Source organism: Variovorax sp. YR750 (genome assembly GCF_900109805.1).
GTDB lineage: Bacteria > Pseudomonadota > Gammaproteobacteria > Burkholderiales > Burkholderiaceae_C > Variovorax > Variovorax gossypii.
This window is the reverse complement of the sequence record NZ_FOBJ01000010.1, coordinates 27,132-45,118: the sequence shown is the minus strand read 5'-3', so window position 1 is coordinate 45,118 and position 17,987 is coordinate 27,132. Positions and strand designations below refer to the sequence as shown.

The following is a 17,987-nucleotide window of genomic DNA, read 5'->3' as shown; positions in this document are numbered from 1 at the left end:
TGTTCCTTCTTGTCAGTTTTCGCGCGCGATCTCCAGGCGCACCTGCGCCGCGTGCAGCAGGTCGGCGAACGGCGCCGGCGGCTCCGCGTCGGTGAAGAGCCGGTCGATCTGCGAGAGCGTGCCCAGCTGGATCATCGCCGGCCGGTTGAACTTGCTCGCGTCGGCGGCCAGCCACACCTCGCGCGCCTGCGCGATGATGGTCTGCGCCACCTTCACCTCGCGCAGGTCGAAGTCGCGCAGCGAGCCGTCGGCCTCGATGCTCGACACGCCGATCAGCGCGATGTCGACCTTGAACTGGCGGATGAAGTCGATGGTGGCCTCGCCCACGATGGCGCGGTCGCGCGGGCGCACCGAGCCGCCCGCCACGATCACCTCGCACGAGGTGTTGCCGCTGAGGATGGTGGCCACGTTCAGGTTGTTGGTGATCACGCGCAGGCCCGTGTGGCGCAGCAGCGCCTTGGCGATGGCCTCGGTGGTGGTGCCGATGTTCAGGATCAGCGAGCAGTCGTTGGGCACCAGCTGTGCCACGCGGCGCGCGATTCGCGCCTTGCCTTCTGCGTGCAGCGTCTCGCGCTGCTGGTAGCCGATGTTCTCCGTGGTCGAGCTGGGCACGCGCACGCCGCCATGGAAGCGCGTGAGCAGCCCTTCGTCGGCCAGCCGCTGCACGTCGCGCCGCACGGTCTGCAGGGTGACGCCGAGCATGTCGGCCAGTTGCTCGACGGTGACGGAACCGCGCGCGCGCACGGTGTCCAGGAGGTTGATCTGGCGCGGGTTGGAGTTCACAGGAGCGTCGTGGAAAGCGGGAAGACTTCGGCTTCGGAGGCCGGGCGCGTCACTTTAAAGCGAAAAAAAACGAAGCCAACTAAGGGAAAACTCGTAGGAAAATCGCGCCAAAAGGAATCCAAATGAAAAAACACGAAAATACAATGGCCGCCGTCAGTGACCAAAGTCACGCTTCAACGGACCCAATTCCTGTGAGCGATTTTTCTTCCGTTTCGCCAGCGCCGGCCACCGATTGCGACGTGCTCATCGTCGGCGGCGGCATCAACGGCTGCGGCATCGCGCGCGACCTCGCGGGCCGCGGCTGGCGCGTGGTGCTGTGCGAAAAGGACGATCTCGCCTCGCACACTTCGTCTTCCTCCACCAAGTTGATCCACGGCGGTCTTCGCTACCTCGAGTACTACGAGTTCTCGCTGGTGCGCAAGGCGCTGCAGGAGCGCGAGGTGCTGCTCAAGAGCGCGCCGCACATCATGTGGCCGCTGCGCTTCGTGATGCCGCACGACCCGTCGATGCGCCCGGCCTGGATGATCCGCATCGGCCTGTTCATGTACGACCACCTGGCCCGCCGCGAGGTGCTGCCCGGTTCGCGCAGCGTCGACCTGCGCCGCCACGCCGCCGGCAAGCCGCTGAAGGAGCAGTACAAGCGCGGCTTCATCTATTCCGACGGCTGGGTGGACGACGCGCGCCTCGTGGTGCTGAACGCGCTGGACGCCCAGGCGCGCGGCGCCGAGGTGCTGACCCGCACGCGCTGCGTGCATGCGAAGCGCGACGCCGACGGCTGGACCGCCACGCTGCTGGGAGCCGACGGCAACAAGCGCACGCTGCGTGCCCGCGCGGTGGTCAATGCCGCGGGGCCGTGGGCCGAATCCTTCCTGCGCGGCGTTGCGCAGTCGGCAAGGGGCGAAGCCCTGGCCACCAAGAGCCTGCGGCTCGTGAAGGGCAGCCACATCGTGGTGCCGCGCCTGTTCGAGCACGACCACGCCTACATCTTCCAGAACCCCGACAAGCGGATCATCTTCGCCATTCCCTACCAGGACGAGTTCACGCTGATCGGCACCACCGACATCGAGCTCACCGGCGACGACCCCGGCGCCGCACGCATCGCGCAGGAAGAGATCGACTACCTCTGCACCCAGGCCAGCCGCTACTTCGACAAGCCCATCGCGCCTTCCGACGTGGTCTGGACCTACTCGGGCGTGCGTCCGCTGCTGGACGACGATTCGGGCGATCCCTCGGCCGTCACGCGCGACTACCTGCTCGAGTCGAACACCGAGGCCGCGCCGCTGCTGTCGGTGTGGGGCGGAAAGATCACCACCTTCCGCAAGCTGGCGGAGGACGCGGCCGACGAAGTCGGGCGCATGCTGGGCCAGACGGGCGCGCAACGCCCGGCATGGACCGACGGCGCCTTCCTCGCGGGCGGCGACCTGTCGGGCTGGATCGGCGCGGCGAAGCGGCCCGACGACGACTTCGAGCGCTTCGTGTCAGCCGTGCAGGCCAGGTACCCGTGGCTCTACGGCCAGCTGGCGCGCCGACTCGCAAGGGCCTACGGCGCGCGCATCGATCAACTGCTGGGCGAGGCGAAGTCCTTCGCCGACCTGGGTGCCGAAGTGGCGCCCGGCCTGTTCGAGCGCGAACTGCGCTTCCTGCAGGACAACGAGTGGGCCGTGAGCGCCGAAGACGTGCTCTGGCGGCGCTCCAAGCTGGGCCTGCACTACACGCCCGAAGAGCGCGAGCAGGTCGCGCGCTGGCTGCAGCAGCAACAACCCCGCGCCAGCGACAACTAGGCCGGACACAAGGGAAGAGGAAGAGCGCCAATGCAATTGACACTCGAGCGCGTCACCAAGAAGGTGGGAGCGCAGACATGGCTCTACGAGCAGAGCATCGCGCCGAAGAGCGGCGCGGTCACCGTGCTGCTCGGCGCCACGCAGGCCGGCAAGACCAGCCTCATGCGGCTGATGGCGGGCCTCGACGCGCCGACCACCGGCAAGGTGATGGTCGACGGCAAGGACGTGACCGGCATGCCCGTGCGCGAACGCAACGTCGCGATGGTCTACCAGCAGTTCATCAACTATCCGTCGCTCAAGGTGGCGGACAACATCGCGTCGCCGCTCAAGCTGCGCGGCGAATCGAACATCGATGCGCGCGTGAAGGCGCTGGCCGACAAGCTGCACATCGGCATGTTCCTCGACCGCTATCCGCAGGAGCTCTCGGGCGGGCAGCAGCAGCGCGTGGCGCTGGCGCGCGCGCTCGCCAAGAATGCGCCGCTGATGCTGCTCGACGAGCCGCTGGTCAACCTCGACTACAAGCTGCGCGAAGGCCTGCGCGAGGAGCTCACGCAGCTCTTCGCCACCGGCGACTCGACCGTGATCTACGCGACCACCGAGCCGGGCGAAGCCCTGCTGCTCGGCGGCTACACCGCGGTGATGGACGCCGGCGAGCTGCTGCAGTACGGCCCCACGGCCGAGGTGTTCCATGCGCCGCAGTCGCTGCGCGTGGCGCGCGCCTTCAGCGATCCGCCGATGAACCTGCTGCCCGGCACCGCCACCGCCGGCCGCGTGCAGATGGCGGGCGGCCCCGCGTTGGCGCTGGCATTGTCCGAGAGCGTGTCGGGCCCCGTCACCGTGGGCCTGCGCGCGAGCGCATTGAACGTCGATGCGGGGGAGGGCGACATCGCCCTGCCGGGCAAGGTGGAGCTGGCCGAGATCTCGGGCTCCGACACCTTCGTGCACGTGGAAACCGCGGTGGGCGAACTGGTGGCGCAGCTCACCGGCGTGCACCGCTTCGAACTGGGCGCTTCGCTCACGCTGTACTTCAGCGCGTCCCAAGCTTATGTGTTCGATGCCAGCGAAAAGCTGGCGCTGGCGCCTGCATGGCGCAAGGGAGACTAGTCATGGCACGCATCGACCTCGACCTGGCTCACGCCTACCGCCCGAACCCCACGCAGGACAGCGACTACGCGCTGCTCCCGCTGAAGATGAGCTTCCGCGACGGCGGCGCATACGCCTTGCTCGGCCCCTCGGGCTGCGGCAAGACGACCATGCTGAACATCATCTCCGGCCTGCTGGTGCCTTCGCAGGGCACGGTGACCTTCGACGGCCGCGACATGACGCGCGCCACGCCGCAGGAACGCAACATCGCTCAGGTGTTCCAGTTTCCGGTGATCTACGACACCATGACCGTGGCCGAGAACCTCGCGTTCCCGCTGCGCAACCGCAAGGTGCCGGCCGACCAGATCAAGAAGCGCGTCGGCGAGATCGCCGAGATGCTCGACATGAGCGGCCAGCTCAACCAGCGCGCCGCCGGCCTCGCGGCCGACGCCAAGCAGAAGATCTCGCTCGGTCGCGGGCTGGTGCGCAGCGACGTGTCGGCGGTGCTGTTCGACGAGCCGCTCACCGTGATCGATCCGCACCTGAAGTGGCAGCTGCGCCGCAAGCTCAAGCAGATCCACCGCGAGCTGAAGCTCACGCTGATCTACGTGACGCACGACCAGGTCGAGGCGCTCACCTTCGCCGAGGAGGTGGTGGTGATGACGCGCGGCAAGGCCGTGCAGGTGGGCAGCGCCGATGCGCTCTTCGAGCGGCCGGCCCACACCTTCGTCGGGCACTTCATCGGCTCGCCGGGCATGAACTTCCTCTCGGCGCAGAGCGCGAACGGCACCATCGAAGTGGCTGGAACGCCGCTGGTGCCCACGCGCGAACTGCCGCAGGGGCCGCTGAAGATCGGCATTCGCCCCGAATACCTGCGCCTGTCGAACGCGGGCGCTGCCGGCGCCGTGCCGGCGGTGGCGAAGCAGGTGCAGGACGTGGGCACGCACGTGATGCTGACGGTGGACGCCGGCGGCAGCCTGCTGAAGGTGCGTCTGCATTCGGACGACCGCCCGCCGGCGGTGGGGGACACGGTGTGGGTGCGCGTGCTCGACACGCACACCTGCTATTACAAGGATGAGGAACTGGTGGCATGAACGCAACCAACAAACCGATCAACCAGAAGGCCTGGTGGCTCGTGCTGCCGGTGCTGATCTGCGTGGCCTTCTCGGCCATCGTGCCGCTCATGACGGTGGTCAACTACTCGGTGCAGGACATCATCTCGCCCGAGCGCCGCGTGTTCGTGGGCACCGAATGGTTCGCCTCGGTGATGCGCGACGACGAGCTGCACGAGGCGCTGTGGCGCCAGCTGGGCTTCTCGCTGTCGGTGCTGCTGGTGGAGATTCCGCTGGGCATCGGCCTGGCGCTGTCAATGCCGGCCAAGGGCTGGAAGTCGTCGGCGGTGCTGGTGGTGGTGGCGCTGTCGCTGCTGATTCCATGGAACGTGGTCGGCACCATCTGGCAGATCTACGGTCGCGCCGACATCGGCCTGCTGGGCCACACCCTGCAGAGGCTGGGCATCGAATACAACTACACCGGCAGCGCCGCCGACGCATGGCTCACCGTGCTGGTGATGGACGTGTGGCACTGGACGCCGCTGGTGGCGCTGCTTTGCTACGCGGGCCTGCGCTCCATTCCCGATGCCTACTACCAGGCCGCGCGCATCGACGGCGCGAGCAAGTTCGCGGTGTTCCGCTACATCCAGCTGCCCAAGATGCGCGGCGTGCTCATGATCGCGGTGCTGCTGCGCTTCATGGACAGCTTCATGATCTACACCGAGCCCTTCGTGCTGACCGGCGGCGGGCCGGGCAACGCCACCACCTTCCTGAGCCAGTACCTCACGCAGAAGGCCGTGGGCCAGTTCGACCTGGGGCCGGCGGCGGCGTTCTCGCTGATCTACTTCCTCATCATCCTGCTGTTCTGCTTCGTGCTCTACAACTGGATGCAGCGGGTCGGCACGCAGGAAGCGGAGGTGGAGAAATGAACGAGAAGAGATTTCACAAGCGCAGCATCTTCCTGGTGCTGTACATCCTGTTCGCGCTGTTGCCCATCTACTGGATGATCAACATGAGCTTCAAGACGAACGAGGAGATCCTGTCGAGCTTCTCGTTCTTCCCGCAGCAGCTCACCTGGTCGAACTACGCGCGCATCTTCACCGACGAGTCGTGGTACTCGGGCTACATCAACAGCCTGATCTACGTGGCGATCAACACGGTGATATCGCTCACCGTGGCGCTGCCGGCGGCCTATGCGTTCTCGCGCTATTCGTTCCTGGGCGACAAGCATGTCTTCTTCTGGCTGCTGACCAACCGCATGACGCCGCCCGCGGTGTTCCTGCTGCCGTTCTTCCAGCTCTACAGCACGGTCGGCCTGATGGACACGCACCTGGGCGTGGCGCTCGCGCACCTGCTGTTCAACGTGCCGCTGGCGGTGTGGATCCTGGAAGGCTTCATGAGCGGCATTCCGCGCGAGATCGACGAGACGGCGTACATCGACGGCTATTCGTTCCCGCGCTTCTTCCTCACGATCTTCCTGCCGCTCATCAAGGCCGGCGTGGGCGTGGCGGCGTTCTTCTGCTTCATGTTCAGCTGGGTCGAGCTGCTGCTGGCGCGCACGCTCACCAGCGTGAACGCCAAGCCCATCGTGGCGACCATGACGCGCACGGTGAGCGCGTCGGGCATGGACTGGGCGACGCTGGCAGCGGCCGGCGTGCTCACCATCGTGCCGGGTGCCATCGTGATCTGGTTCGTGCGTCACTACATCGCGAAGGGTTTCGCGATGGGTCGTGTTTGAGGAGGCACGGAAATGTTCGATTGGATGGTCTGGACCACCCCGGTGGCCGTGTTCTTCATCTGCATCGCGCTCATGCTGGTCGGCATGACGATCTGGGAGCTCAAGTCGCCCACCACGCTGCGGCGCGGCTGGCTGCCGATGGCCACCACGCGCGGCGACAGGCTCTTCATCGGGCTGCTGTCGGCGGCCTACGTGAACCTGGTCTTCGTCGGCCTGGCGGGCAAGTTCCAGGAGTGGTTCAGCCTCGAGGCCGAGCCCTCGGTCTGGATCAGCTTCGTGCTGTCGATGGCCCTGCTCGCGCTGGTGATGCGCAAGGGTTGAGCGGGCGCCGCTTCGCTTCTTTCCTTCTTCCAAAAGCGTTCCGGCTCTCCGCCTCCCCGGAGCCGTGATCGGACACAACACCGGGGAAGCAACAACCGAGGAGACAGTTCCATGAAGATGCGCTACACGGCACTGGCACTTGCAGCGGCGATGTTCGCCGCGCATGGCGCCGCAACGGCCGGCGAGGCCGAAGCCAAGAAATGGATCGACAGCGAGTTCCAGCCATCGACCTTGTCCAAGGACAAGCAGATGGAGGAAATGAAGTGGTTCATCGAGGCCGCCAAGAAACTGCAGGCCAAGGGCGTCAAGGAGGTGTCCGTCGTCTCCGAGACCCTGACCACCCACGAGTACGAATCGAAGACGCTGGCCAAGGCCTTCGAGGAAATCACCGGCATCAAGGTCAAGCATGACCTGATCCAGGAAGGCGACGTCGTCGAGAAGCTGCAGACCTCGATGCAGTCGGGCAAGTCGATCTACGACGGCTGGGTGTCCGACTCCGACCTGATCGGTACGCACTACCGCTACGGCAAGATCATGTCGCTGACCGAGTACATGGGCGGCGCCGGCAAGGAGTTCACCAACCCCGGCCTCGACCTGAAGGACTTCATCGGCACCAGCTTCACCACCGCGCCCGACGGCCAGCTCTACCAGCTGCCCGACCAGCAGTTCGCCAACCTGTACTGGTTCCGCGCCGACCTGTTCGCGCGCAAGGACCTGCAGGACAAGTTCAAGGCCAAGTACGGCTACGACCTGGGCGTGCCGCTGAACTGGAGCGCGTACGAAGACATCGCCGAGTTCTTCAGCACCGACGTGAAGACCATCGACGGCAAGCCGATCTACGGTCACATGGACTACGGCAAGAAGGACCCGTCGCTGGGCTGGCGCTTCACCGACGCATGGCTGTCGATGGCAGGCTCCGCCGACAAGGGCATCCCCAACGGCATGCCGATCGACGAGTGGGGCATCCGCGTGGCTGCCGACAAGTGCACGCCCACCGGCGCCTCGGTGGCTCGCGGCGGCGCGACCAACTCGCCGGCTGCCGTGTACGCGCTCACCAAGTACATCGACTGGATGAAGAAGTACGCGCCCAAGGAAGCCATGGGCATGACCTTCGGCGAAGCCGGCCCGGTGCCCGCGCAGGGCCAGATCGCCCAGCAGATCTTCTGGTACACGGCCTTCACCGCCGACATGACCAAGAAGGGCCTGCCCGTGGTGAACGAAGACGGCTCGCCCAAGTGGCGCATGGCCCCCGGCCCGAACGGCCCGTACTGGAAGCAGGGCATGCAGAACGGCTACCAGGACGTGGGCTCGTGGACCTTCTTCAAGGGCCATGACGCCAACAAGACGGCCGCAGCCTGGCTCTACGCCCAGTTCATCACCGCCAAGACCACCTCGCTGAAGAAGTCGATCACCGGCCTGACCTTCATCCGCGACAGCGACATCCGCTCGGACTACTTCACGCAGAACGCCAACAAGTACGGCGGCCTGATCGAGTTCTACCGCAGCCCGGCGCGCGTGGCCTGGACCCCGACCGGCACCAACGTGCCCGACTACCCCAAGCTCGCGCAGCTGTGGTGGAAGAACGTGGCCGAGGCCGTGACGGGCGAGAAGACCCCGCAGAAGGCCATGGACAACCTGGCCGACGAGATGGACAACGTGATGGCCCGCCTGGAACGCGCCGGCATGGCCAAGTGCGCGCCCAAGCTCAACCCGAAGGGTGACCCGGCCAAGTACCTGAGCGACGACCACGCCCCGTGGAAGAAGCTGGCCAACGAGAAGCCGAAGGGCGAGACCATCGACTACAACAAGCTGCTGAGCGCCTGGAAGGAAGGCAAGGTGCGCTGAGCGCCGCCAGACCGTTATCCGGCAATACAAAGGGCCGTGCCGCGAGGCGCGGCCCTTTTTTTGTGCTCGTTTTTCCGCATTGCCGGCCGTTTGCCGCCATTTGGCCGTTTCGAGCGTCTGATTGCCGCGACGCCATGACCATTGGCAGATGCTTTCGCTACCTGCTTCGCGTACATTCGACGGCCCCCGAAAAGCCCCAGCCAGTGAATTCCAGTCTTTCCAGCCCTTCCAGCGCGTCTCCGAGCGTCAAGCGCGTCCTCGTCCTGCGCTATTCGCAGTCCGGCCAGCTCGACGAGGTCGCCGACCGGATCGTGGCGCCGCTGCGGGCCGATCCGGCAATACAGGTGCATGAGGAAGTGCTCCGCCCGCTGCAGCCGTACCCCTTTCCCTGGCCCTTCCTGACGTTCTTCGACGCGTTCCCGGAGTCGGCCCACATGAAGCCGCAGCCGCTGGCGCCGCTCTCGCTGACGGGCGACGAAGACTTCGACCTCGTCGTGCTGCCGTACCAGGTATGGTTCCTGGCGCCCTCGCAGCCGGTGGCCGCCTTCCTCAAGCATCCGGTGGCGGCGCGGCTGCTCAGGGGCAAGCCGGTGGTCACGGTCATCGCCTGCCGCAACATGTGGCTGCTGGCGCAGGAAAAGCTCAAGGGCATGCTCGACGACGTGGGTGCGCGGCTGATCGACAACGTGGTGCTGACCGACCCCGGCCCCACGCTCGCCACCTTCTTCACCACGCCGGCCTGGCTGATCTGGGGCCGCAAGCGCGGCTTCTGGGGCATGCCCGACGCCGGGCTCAGTACCGACCAGATCGCGGGTACGGCCCGTTTCGGCCGGGCCTTGCGCGATGCGCTGCACAAGGACCTGGAGCGCGGCTCGCAGCCGCTGCTGGCCGGCCTCGGGGCGGTGCAGGCCAACGCCAGGCTGCTCATCAGCGAGAAGGCCGGCACCCGCAGCTTCTACCTCTGGGGCAAGCTCATCATGGCCGCCGGCGGGCCCGGCGCGTGGCAGCGCAAGCCGCTGCTTCTTTTGTACGTGCTGTTTCTGCTGGTACTGATCATTACGGTGGTGCCCGTGAGCCTGAGCCTGCAGGCGCTTCTGCGACCTCTGTTCAGAGGGTGGCTGACTAGAATGACCGCCAAATTCGAGTGCCCGTCGGGCTCAGCCACGGACCGCACCCCTCTCTATGACGACTGATGTCTTCCTGACCCGCACCGCCGCCTTTCTGCCCTTTTCTCCGGTCAGCAATGAAGACATCGAAGACGTCCTCGGTCGCATCGGCGGCAAGGCGTCCCGCGCGCGGCGGCTGATCCTTCGCAGCAACGGCATCCGGTCGCGCCACTACGCCATCGACCGCGCCACCGGCGAGCTGGCGATGACCAACGCCCAGCTCACGGCCAGCGCCATCCGCGCGTTGGGCGACGTGGGGCAGGTCGACTGCCTCGTCACGGGCACCTCGTTGCCCGACCAGCTCATGCCCAATCACGCGGTGATGGTGCACGGCGAGCTCGGCTGGCCGCGCCTCGAGGTGGTGGCCTGCGCGGGCATCTGCCTGGCCGGCGCCGCGGCGCTGAAGCATGCATGGCTCTCGGTGCGCGCGGGCGACGCGCGCCGCGCAGTGGCCACGGGCTCCGAATTGGCCTCGGCCGTGATGCGCGGCTCGCGCTTCGAGGCCGAGTTCGAGCACAAGCTCGAGGCGCTGGAGGCGCGGCCCGAGCTGGCCTTCGAGAAGGACTTCCTGCGCTGGATGCTCTCCGACGGCGCGGGCGCAGTGCTGCTTGAGCGCGAGCCGCGCGGGCCGCTGTCGCTGCGCATCGACTGGATCGACCTTTCCTCGGCCGCGCACGAGCTGCCGGCCTGCATGTACGCGGGCGCCGAGAAGAACGCCGAGGGCGGCCTCGATGGCTGGGCGCGCAAGTCGCCCGAGGAATGGCGCAGCGAATCGACCTTCGCCGTGAAGCAGGACGTGCGCCTGCTCAACGAGAACATCGTGCGCGCCACGCTGGCAGAGCCGCTGGCGCAGGTCATCGAGCGCAGGGGGCTCAGGCCTGCCGACGTCGACTGGTTCCTGCCACACCTGTCGTCGCAATACTTCGTGGAGCCGGTGAGCCGCAGCCTCGAGGAGCTGGGCTTCCCGATTCCGCGCGAGCGCTGGTTCAGCAACCTCGCGACCAAGGGCAACACAGGCTCGGCTTCGCCGTACATCATGCTCGACGAGCTGTTCCGCTCGGGCCGCATCAAGCCCGGCCAGAAGCTGCTGATGTTCGTGCCGGAAAGCGGCCGCTTCTCCAGCGGCTTCATCTACATGGAGGCGGTGTAGCCATGGACCTCGATGCCGTGCCGCAGGAGGGCAACGCGACCCTCGACGGCCATTCCAAGCTGATGTACGCGCGCGATGCGCAGGGCCGCGTGGTCACCACCACCTCGCGCGGCTGGGAGGCGGAAGAGATCGTCACCAGCCACGCGGTCGACGTGCTGGTCGAGCAGGCCCGCGCCGCGAAGGAGCGCGTGAAGGCGGGGCTGGCCTCGCCGCTCGAATACTGGATGTACGAGCGCCGCATGGACGTGGCGCTGCTCTCGCAGACCAGCGGCTTCTGGCAATGGCGCGTGCGCCGCCACCTGCAGCCGCGCCACTTCGCTTCGCTTTCGGCGGCGCAGCTCGCACGCTACGGCGAAGCGCTGGGCCTGCCCGTTTCCACCTTGCAGGGGCTGCCGTGAACTTCCAGCATCAACAGGCGGCGCATTGCGAAAGCGGCGTCATCTCCAGCCTCATGCGCCACCACGGCGCGCCGATGAGCGAGAGCATGGCGCTCGGGCTTTCGTCCGCGCTCTCGTTCGCGTACCTGCCATTCATCAAGCTGTCGGGCCTGCCGCTCATTTCGTATCGCATGCCGCCCAAGGCCATCATCAAGGGCCTGCTGGCGCCGATGGCCGCGCGATTCCGCTTCGAGACCTTCGGCAGCGCCGAGGCCGGGCAGAAGCGGCTCGACGCCTTGCTGGCCGACGGCAAGCTGGTGGGGCTGCAGACCTCGGTGTACTGGCTGCCGTACTTCCCGCAGAACATGCGCTTCCACTTCAATGCGCACAACCTGCTGGTGTACGGCAAGGACGGCGACGACTACCTCATCAGCGACCCGGTGTTCGAGGAGCCCGTGCGCTGCCCGAGCAGCGACCTCGCGCGCGCCCGCTTCGCCAAGGGCGTGCTGGCGCCCAAGGGGCTCATGTACTACCCGCAGGCCATCGAGCGCAAGGCGGTGGACGCGGCCTCGGTGGTCAAGGCCATCCGCAAGACGGTGCGCACCATGCTCGCGCCCATTCCCATCGTCGGCGTGCGCGGAATGCGCACGCTGGCCGCGCGCATGCAGAAGCTGTCGCCGGCCGACCCGCGCAGCGTGGACTTCATCGGCCATGTGGTGCGCATGCAGGAAGAAATCGGCACGGGCGGGGCGGGCTTCCGCTTCATCTACGCGGGCTTCCTGCAGGAGGCCGCGCAGCTGCTCGACAAGCCGCAGCTGCAGCAGATGTCCGAGCGGCTCATCGCCATCGGCGACGGCTGGCGCGCCTTCGCGCTCAAGGCCGCGCGCATGGTGAAGGGGCGCGAGGCGGTCGACCCGGCCGCGCTGGCGGCCAAGCTGCGCGAGCAGGCGCAGCAAGAGGAAAACTTCTTTCGCGACCTGAAGGCCGCCGTCGCCTGATGCTCGAGCTGCGCCAGCTCAGCTACCGCTACCCGCATGCGGACAAGCCCGCGCTGGTCGACGTGTCGCTCGCCGTGCCCAAGGGCTGCGTGCTCGGCTTGCTGGGACCGAATGGCGCGGGCAAGACCACGCTGATCTCGCACTTGTCGGGCGCGCTGGCCGTGCAGTCGGGCGAGATCCGCATCGACGGCGAGCCGCTGAAGGCGGTGCGCGCGAAGACGCCCACCCGCATCGCCGTCGCGCCGCAGGAGCATGCCTTCTATCCGATGCTGACCGTGGCGGAGAACCTCGCGGTGTTCGCCGCGGCCGGTGGGCTTGCGGGCACGCGCAGGAAGCAGCGCATCGAGGCATGCACGCAGTTCGCGCAGCTCGAGCAGTTTGCCGCCGTGCGCGCCGAGCGGCTCTCGGGCGGCCTCAAGCGCCGGCTCAACCTTGCCATCGCCTTGCTGCCCGAGCCGGAGCTGATGCTGTTCGACGAGCCCACGGTGGGCGTCGATCCGCAGTCGCGCGCCTTCATCCTCGATGCCATCAAGAGCCTCGCGCAGCAGGGCGCGGCGGTGATCTACGCCTCGCACTACATGGAGGAGATCGAGGCCATCGCCGACCGCGTCGCGATCCTCGACCGCGGCCACGTGCTGCGCGAAGGGTCGCTCGACGAGCTTCTGTCTAAGAGCGCGATGCTGCTCACGCTGGCGGCCGACGGGCTCGATGCCGACATGCTCTCGCGCTTCGGCACTGTGGAGCAGGGCGGCGTGCACTGGCGCATCCACCTCAACCCCGGCAGCGGCCCCGCGCCGGTCCTGGCCGCGCTGGAGGCCGAGGGCATCGAGGTGCGCCACGCCGAGTTCGGCCGGCATGACCTCGAGCAGCTCTTCATGGCGCTCACTCACCGCTCGCTGCGCGACTGAACGGACGCCCATGCTTCTCGCGCTCATCAGGAAGGAACTGATCGCCCTCACGCGCGACATGCACGGCCTTGCCGCGCTGTTCCTGATGCCGATGGTCTTCATCGTGCTGATGTCGCTCACGCTGAAGGACATATACCGCCCGCCGCTGGCCGAGCTGAGCTACGCCGTCGACATGCGCGACACCGCGACGCCCGCGCAGTGGCTCAAGCAGCTCTGGCAGCGCGGCCACGGCGCACCGCAGCCGCTGGGCACCGACTGGCAGGAGCGGCTGCGCAACGGCTCGCTGAAGTACGTGATCGTGATGGAGCCGGGTCTTTCGGAAGAGCTGGAGTCGGCCGCGCTGTCGACCGAGGCGCGCATCCGGCTGCTGACCGAGCCGGGCATCGACGCCAACCTGTTCAACGCGCTGCGTGCCGAACTCATCGGTGCATCGGGCGAGCTCAAGGCGCGCCTCGCGCTGGCGGTGCCCGGAACGGCGGGGCCGGCGCCGGACGCATCCATCCAGGCGATGGTGCACGCCGAGCGCTTCTCCACCGCCGGACCCCGGCCCACCTCGGTGCAGCAGAACGTGCCGGCCTGGCTGGTGTTCGGCATGTTCTTCGTGGTGGCCTCGCTTTCCAGCCTGTTCGTGCAGGAGCGCAGCTCGGGTGCGCTCGGCCGGCTGCAGAGCCTGGGCGTGTCGCGCGGCATGCTGCTGGCGTCGAAGGCGCTGCCGTACCTGGGCGTGAACGCGCTGCAGGCGGTGCTGATGCTGGCGGCCGGCATCTGGTTCATGCCGCTGATCGGCGGCGACGCGCTGTCGCTCGCGGGCATCAGCTGGGGCGCCTTGCTGCTGTCGCTTGCGGCGGTGAGCCTGGCGGCCGTGAGCCTGTCGCTCGCGCTGGCCTGCGTGGTGCGCAGCCATGCGCAGGCGGCCACCATCGGGCCGATGGTCAACGTGCTGATGGCGGCAGCGGGCGGCATCATGGTGCCCAAGTTCGTCATGCCGGGCTTCATGCAGCGGCTGGTCGAGATCTCTCCGATGAACTGGGGGCTGGAGGCGCTGCTGACCGTGCTGTTGCGCGGCGGTGGCGTGGCCGACACCCTGCCGCAGGTCGGCCGGCTGGTCGCGTTCGCGGCGCTGATGTTCGTCCTGGCCGTTTTTCTGTTTCGCAGGCGCGCATCGTGAGCATCACCGTCACCCCTGAATTCATTGCCAGCCTCAAGGCCATGGTGCTCGAAGCCGTCGAGAAGGGCGAGCCGCCCGGAGGCCTGGGCGACGACGAGCCGCTGTTCGGCCCCGACTCCCGGCTCGACCTCGACTCGCTCGATGCCCTGCAGGTGTCGATGACCATCCAGCAGCGCTTCGGCGTGCGCATGCCCGACAGCAAGGAAACGCGCCGGGCGCTGACTTCCATCGTTCACCTCGCGGAGCACCTCGCGCAAGCGGGCAAGGCATGAGTCCGGTCCACCTCGCCGGCACCGGCCTGGCCTGCGTGCTGGGCGAGGACATGCCATCCGCGCTCGCATCGCTGCGCCGCGGCGGCGTGCCGCCCGTGATGGTGGACGTGGCCGAGGGCTTCCGCTGGCCGGTTTACGCGCTGGCGCCGAAGGACGGCGACTGGACGCAGCGCCTGCGCGACACCGTGCGCGGCGTGGTCGCGCAGACGGGCGACTGGGGCCCGTGCACCGCGCCGCTCTTCGTCGCCTCGTCCTCGCTCGACATCGGCTTCATGGAGCACGAGAAGCAGGACCTGCGGCTGGGCGGCGACCTGCAGGACTTCGCCAGCGTCGTGGCCGGCGCGCTCGACTGGCGGGGGCCGGTGTTCACCGTGTCCACCGCCTGCACCTCGTCGCTGAACGCCGTGCTGGCGGCCGTCGACCTGATCCGCGCCGGCGAAGCAGACGAAGCCCTGGTGATCGGCGCCGAGATGTGCAACCGCTTCACGGTGGCCGGCTTCGGCGCGATGCAGCTGCTGGCCCCCGACAGTGGCCAGCCTTTCGGCGAAGGGCGCAGGGGACTGGTGCTGGGCGAGGCGGTGGCCGCGCTGCGGCTGTCGTCGCGGCCTTCGCGCTGGCAGGTTGCCGGTGGCGTCAACGTGGTCGATGGCCGCAATCCCTCGGGCACCGAGGCCACGGCCGTGCACGCGATGTGCCGCGGCGCGCTGGCGCAAGGAGGCCTGCAGCCGGGCGACATCGACCTCGTCAAGGTGCAGGCCGCCGGCAGCCCGGTGAACGACGCCATCGAGGCGGAGGCGCTGAAGCAGGTGTTCGATCCGATGCCGCCGCTGGTGTCGCTTAAGTCGGTGCTGGGCCATACGCTCGGCGCGTCGGGGGCGGCGGAGCTGGCCTTGCTGCTCGGCTGCATCGAAGGCGGCGCGTGGCCGTCGGTCGACTACCCGCTCGACGGGTCGCTGGGCATCGCGCTGAGCGAGGAGGCGCCGCGAAGGCTGCGCAACATCCTGCTGAACTTCTCGGGCTTCGGCGGCGGGCACGCCTCGTTGGTGTTGAAGGACACGGGCGCATGACCACTTGGCGCACCGCTGCCCACTTCGTCGCGCATCCGCCGCCCGAGGGATGGCGCGACGATCTGGCGGAGCGCATAGGCCGAAGGCCGCGCCGCGTGGGCCTGTGGACCGAGCTGGCGATGTACGGCGCGCGCTGCTGCCTCGGTGTCGCCGGCGAAGCCGCGCTGCCGCCGGGCGCGCGCATCCGCGTTTCGAGCCAGCGCGGCGCCTGGGGCGCCACGCACACCGGGCTGGCCCAGCTCGACGCCGGGCTCCCGATGCCCTTCACCTTCATGCAGAGCCAGCCCGCGCTGATGCTGGCCGAGGTCGGTCGGTGTCTCGAGTGGCAGGGCGATGCGAGCTTCGCGCTGTGCCGCGATGCGGCTCAGGTGCTGCGGCTGGCGAAGCTGGGTGCCTCGCCGGACGGGCTTCTGTTCGGCGTCGTGGAAGAGGAGCGAAACGGCGAGCCCGCGCGCTCCGAATGGTGGCGCCTGGTGCCGACCTGAAATCAGCCTGAGATCGAGCGCTGCAGGTTAGCGCGCGCCCGCGCCTCCAGCTGCGCATGCAGGCGCGGCGTGGCGTAGATGGCCTTGCGGTCGAGAAAGCGCTGCAGGATCGCGCGGCGGCGAGGCAGCCGCACTTCGTCGGGAACGAAGGCGTATTCGGCCTGCACCTGCCGCTCGTATTCGTCGAAGCGCGCGCGTTCGGCGCCGAGGATCGACAGGTCGATGTCGATCAGTAGTTCGGCGTCGCGGCCCTGGGGCACGGCGTCGTGGCGCGTCGCCATGACGAGTGCGTGGACCCGATCCGCCGCCGCGGTGTCGACACCCGCATCAAGCAGCGCCCGGCGGGCCCAGTCCGCGCTGCACGCCTCGTTGTCATGCGCGTGCACGTCGTAGATCGCGTCATGGAACCACAGCGCGAGCGCGACTTCGCCGGGGCGCTCGGCCAGGGCCTTCTCGCGCTCGAACCACGCGAGGCACTCGCCCAGGTGCTGCATCGTGTGGTAGTGGCGCTGCGGCTCGGCGTAGCGGCGCTGAAGCTCGTCGCAAAGCGCGTCGCCGGGCGATGCGACGCCCAGCGCATGCCATGCTGCGGCCCAGTTCGCGTGCAGCGCCTCGGGTGTCACCTTGCCGCCTGTTGCTGCTGCTCCATCGCCGCCTTGACCTCCTGCCCCAGGTCGAGCACGGACATGGCGTAGTAGCTGCTCCAGTTGTAGCGCGTGATCACGTAGAAGTTGCGCGTGCCGGCCACGTAGGTCGGCGGCATGTCGAGGCCGTTCTGCAGCTCGATCAGCGCGAACAGGCCCTTGTGGTTGATGCCGTCGCCCTCGGGCACCGCGCCGGCCGCCACGAAGCTGTCGGCACTGAAGCTCGGCAGGATGTCGGGCGCCAGCAGCAGCGCCTTCTGCAGCCGGGCTTCCTCGAAATGCACCGGGTAGATGGCCGGCATGCCGGGCGTCCAGCCGAAGGACTTGAAGTAGTTGGCGACCGAGCCGATCACGTCGGCCGGGTTGTTGACGAGGTCGATGCGGCTGTCGCCGTCGAAGTCGACCGCGTACTTGGCGATGCTGCTGGGCATGAACTGCGGCATGCCCATGGCGCCGGCGTAGCTGCCAACTGGCACGAGCGGGTCTTCGGCGGTGCGGCTCTCGGTGCTCAGGAAGCTTTCGAGCTCGCCGCGGAAGAAGGCCCGGCGGTCGGCCGCGCGCGGATGTGCATCGGGAAAGTCGAAGGAGAGCGTGGCCAGCGCGTCGATCACGCGGAAGTTGCCCATGTTGCGGCCGTAGATGGTCTCCACGCCGATGATGCCGACGATGATTTCCGGCGGCACGCCGTACACCTGCTCGGCGCGCGCCAGCGTGTCGGCATTGGCGCGCCAGAAGCGCACGCCGGCCGCGATGCGCACCGGATCGATGAAGCGGCCGCGGTAGGTCTGCCAGTTCTTCACCGTGCCCACGGGGCCGGGCAGCATCAGCCGCGGCACGTTGGGCAGGAAGCGCGCGCTGCCGATGGTGGCGCGCACCCATTCGCGGTCGAGGCCGCGGCGCTCGGCGACGTCGTCGGCGAACTGCATCGCGTCGTCGCGCGTGGCGTAGGGCGTGCTGCCGCGAACCGCGTTGGCCGCGGCGCTGCGGCCGTTGGGAGACTTCTGGGCCTGGGCCCCCGTGGACCAAGCGAGGCAGCAGGCGGCAAGGAGGGCTGCAGCCGCCGTGGCGGTGCGCGAAGGCTTGGGAAGAAGGAATCGCATGGGCCCATTGTGCCGTCCGCCCGCGCGGCCCCTCTTCAGCGACACATGT

The 17,987-nt window shown here is 68.0% G+C and carries 19 protein-coding genes; 16 read left to right on the top strand and 3 right to left on the bottom strand.

Features of this window, described 5'->3' with window-relative positions; translation table 11 throughout:
• Positions 1 to 12: 12 nt before the first annotated feature.
• Positions 13 to 783, bottom strand: a complete 771-nt coding sequence (locus BMY35_RS20565) for a DeoR/GlpR family DNA-binding transcription regulator (protein ID WP_093203053.1) — start codon at positions 781 to 783, stop codon at positions 13 to 15.
• 122 nt (positions 784 to 905) lie between these two features.
• Here BMY35_RS20565 and glpD point away from each other — a divergent pair, with 122 nt between their 5' ends.
• The 16 genes from glpD to BMY35_RS20485 all read left to right on the top strand — a co-directional run bounded on the left by glpD (position 906) and on the right by BMY35_RS20485 (position 16,194).
• Positions 906 to 2,564, top strand: a complete 1,659-nt coding sequence (glpD, locus tag BMY35_RS20560) for a glycerol-3-phosphate dehydrogenase (protein WP_093203050.1) — start codon at positions 906 to 908, stop codon at positions 2,562 to 2,564.
• 30 nt (positions 2,565 to 2,594) lie between these two features.
• Positions 2,595 to 3,668, top strand: a complete 1,074-nt coding sequence (locus BMY35_RS20555; RefSeq protein ID WP_093203048.1) for an ABC transporter ATP-binding protein — start codon at positions 2,595 to 2,597, stop codon at positions 3,666 to 3,668.
• A 2-nt stretch (positions 3,669 to 3,670) separates the two neighbouring features.
• On the top strand, positions 3,671 to 4,741 hold the full coding sequence (locus BMY35_RS20550) for an ABC transporter ATP-binding protein (RefSeq protein WP_093203046.1): 1,071 nt from the start codon (positions 3,671 to 3,673) through the stop codon (positions 4,739 to 4,741).
• Positions 4,738 to 5,628, top strand: coding sequence for a carbohydrate ABC transporter permease (locus tag BMY35_RS20545; protein WP_093203043.1), 891 nt, complete (start codon positions 4,738 to 4,740; stop codon positions 5,626 to 5,628). Before BMY35_RS20550 ends, BMY35_RS20545 begins: the two co-directional genes overlap by 4 nt.
• Complete coding sequence (locus BMY35_RS20540) at positions 5,625 to 6,437, top strand: carbohydrate ABC transporter permease (protein ID WP_093203041.1); 813 nt, start codon at positions 5,625 to 5,627, stop codon at positions 6,435 to 6,437. The genes BMY35_RS20545 and BMY35_RS20540 overlap by 4 nt, the downstream gene beginning before the upstream one ends.
• A 12-nt stretch (positions 6,438 to 6,449) precedes the next feature.
• A complete protein-coding gene (locus tag BMY35_RS20535) occupies positions 6,450 to 6,758 on the top strand; it encodes a DUF2160 domain-containing protein (RefSeq protein ID WP_093203039.1) in 309 nt (102 codons plus the stop codon).
• 111 nt (positions 6,759 to 6,869) lie between these two features.
• Entirely contained in the window at positions 6,870 to 8,603 is a 1,734-nt protein-coding gene (locus BMY35_RS20530) for an ABC transporter substrate-binding protein (RefSeq protein ID WP_093203037.1), read from the top strand.
• 203 nt (positions 8,604 to 8,806) lie between these two features.
• A complete protein-coding gene (locus BMY35_RS20525) occupies positions 8,807 to 9,796 on the top strand; it encodes a hypothetical protein (RefSeq protein WP_093203035.1) in 990 nt (329 codons plus the stop codon).
• A complete protein-coding gene (locus BMY35_RS20520; protein ID WP_093203033.1) occupies positions 9,786 to 10,919 on the top strand; it encodes a beta-ketoacyl-ACP synthase III in 1,134 nt (377 codons plus the stop codon). Before BMY35_RS20525 ends, BMY35_RS20520 begins: the two co-directional genes overlap by 11 nt.
• 2 nt (positions 10,920 to 10,921) lie before the next feature.
• Positions 10,922 to 11,317, top strand: a complete 396-nt coding sequence (locus tag BMY35_RS20515) for a DarG family dialkylresorcinol biosynthesis protein (RefSeq protein ID WP_093203030.1) — start codon at positions 10,922 to 10,924, stop codon at positions 11,315 to 11,317.
• Positions 11,314 to 12,294 (top strand): BtrH-related acyltransferase DarH, encoded by a 981-nt coding sequence (locus tag BMY35_RS20510; protein ID WP_093203027.1) that lies wholly within the window; start codon positions 11,314 to 11,316, stop codon positions 12,292 to 12,294. The genes BMY35_RS20515 and BMY35_RS20510 overlap by 4 nt, the downstream gene beginning before the upstream one ends.
• On the top strand, positions 12,294 to 13,202 hold the full coding sequence (locus BMY35_RS20505) for an ABC transporter ATP-binding protein (RefSeq protein ID WP_093203025.1): 909 nt from the start codon (positions 12,294 to 12,296) through the stop codon (positions 13,200 to 13,202). Before BMY35_RS20510 ends, BMY35_RS20505 begins: the two co-directional genes overlap by 1 nt.
• 10 nt (positions 13,203 to 13,212) lie before the next feature.
• Complete coding sequence (locus BMY35_RS20500) at positions 13,213 to 14,370, top strand: ABC transporter permease (RefSeq protein WP_093203022.1); 1,158 nt, start codon at positions 13,213 to 13,215, stop codon at positions 14,368 to 14,370.
• Positions 14,367 to 14,642 (top strand): acyl carrier protein, encoded by a 276-nt coding sequence (locus BMY35_RS20495; RefSeq protein ID WP_240652281.1) that lies wholly within the window; start codon positions 14,367 to 14,369, stop codon positions 14,640 to 14,642. The genes BMY35_RS20500 and BMY35_RS20495 overlap by 4 nt, the downstream gene beginning before the upstream one ends.
• Positions 14,639 to 15,709, top strand: a complete 1,071-nt coding sequence (locus BMY35_RS20490) for a beta-ketoacyl synthase N-terminal-like domain-containing protein (RefSeq protein WP_093203020.1) — start codon at positions 14,639 to 14,641, stop codon at positions 15,707 to 15,709. Before BMY35_RS20495 ends, BMY35_RS20490 begins: the two co-directional genes overlap by 4 nt.
• On the top strand, positions 15,706 to 16,194 hold the full coding sequence (locus tag BMY35_RS20485; protein ID WP_093203017.1) for a hypothetical protein: 489 nt from the start codon (positions 15,706 to 15,708) through the stop codon (positions 16,192 to 16,194). The genes BMY35_RS20490 and BMY35_RS20485 overlap by 4 nt, the downstream gene beginning before the upstream one ends.
• 2 nt (positions 16,195 to 16,196) lie before the next feature.
• On the opposite strand, the gene BMY35_RS20480 is transcribed toward BMY35_RS20485, so the two are convergent.
• Together BMY35_RS20480 and mltB are read right to left on the bottom strand one after the other, a co-directional pair.
• Positions 16,197 to 16,817, bottom strand: a complete 621-nt coding sequence (locus BMY35_RS20480) for an HD domain-containing protein (RefSeq protein ID WP_093203015.1) — start codon at positions 16,815 to 16,817, stop codon at positions 16,197 to 16,199.
• Positions 16,814 to 17,938, bottom strand: coding sequence for a lytic murein transglycosylase B (mltB, locus tag BMY35_RS20475; RefSeq protein ID WP_093203012.1), 1,125 nt, complete (start codon positions 17,936 to 17,938; stop codon positions 16,814 to 16,816). The genes BMY35_RS20480 and mltB overlap by 4 nt, the downstream gene beginning before the upstream one ends.
• Between the last annotated feature and the right edge of the window lie 49 nt (positions 17,939 to 17,987).

Excerpts from the sequence above, each read along its gene's own strand:
- BMY35_RS20505 (WP_093203025.1), top strand. The coding sequence starts at position 12,294 with ATGCTCGAGCTGCGCCAGCTCAGCTACCGCTACCCGCATGCGGACAAG.
- BMY35_RS20490 (WP_093203020.1), top strand. The coding sequence starts at position 14,639 with ATGAGTCCGGTCCACCTCGCCGGCACCGGCCTGGCCTGCGTGCTGGGC.
- BMY35_RS20530 (WP_093203037.1), top strand. The coding sequence starts at position 6,870 with ATGAAGATGCGCTACACGGCACTGGCACTTGCAGCGGCGATGTTCGCC.
- BMY35_RS20485 (WP_093203017.1), top strand. The coding sequence starts at position 15,706 with ATGACCACTTGGCGCACCGCTGCCCACTTCGTCGCGCATCCGCCGCCC.
- BMY35_RS20555 (WP_093203048.1), top strand. The coding sequence starts at position 2,595 with ATGCAATTGACACTCGAGCGCGTCACCAAGAAGGTGGGAGCGCAGACA.
- BMY35_RS20540 (WP_093203041.1), top strand. The coding sequence starts at position 5,625 with ATGAACGAGAAGAGATTTCACAAGCGCAGCATCTTCCTGGTGCTGTAC.
- glpD (WP_093203050.1), top strand. The coding sequence starts at position 906 with ATGAAAAAACACGAAAATACAATGGCCGCCGTCAGTGACCAAAGTCAC.
- BMY35_RS20545 (WP_093203043.1), top strand. The coding sequence starts at position 4,738 with ATGAACGCAACCAACAAACCGATCAACCAGAAGGCCTGGTGGCTCGTG.
- BMY35_RS20520 (WP_093203033.1), top strand. The coding sequence starts at position 9,786 with ATGACGACTGATGTCTTCCTGACCCGCACCGCCGCCTTTCTGCCCTTT.
- BMY35_RS20550 (WP_093203046.1), top strand. The coding sequence starts at position 3,671 with ATGGCACGCATCGACCTCGACCTGGCTCACGCCTACCGCCCGAACCCC.
- BMY35_RS20535 (WP_093203039.1), top strand. The coding sequence starts at position 6,450 with ATGTTCGATTGGATGGTCTGGACCACCCCGGTGGCCGTGTTCTTCATC.
- BMY35_RS20515 (WP_093203030.1), top strand. The coding sequence starts at position 10,922 with ATGGACCTCGATGCCGTGCCGCAGGAGGGCAACGCGACCCTCGACGGC.
- mltB (WP_093203012.1), bottom strand. The coding sequence starts at position 17,938 with ATGCGATTCCTTCTTCCCAAGCCTTCGCGCACCGCCACGGCGGCTGCA.
- BMY35_RS20500 (WP_093203022.1), top strand. The coding sequence starts at position 13,213 with ATGCTTCTCGCGCTCATCAGGAAGGAACTGATCGCCCTCACGCGCGAC.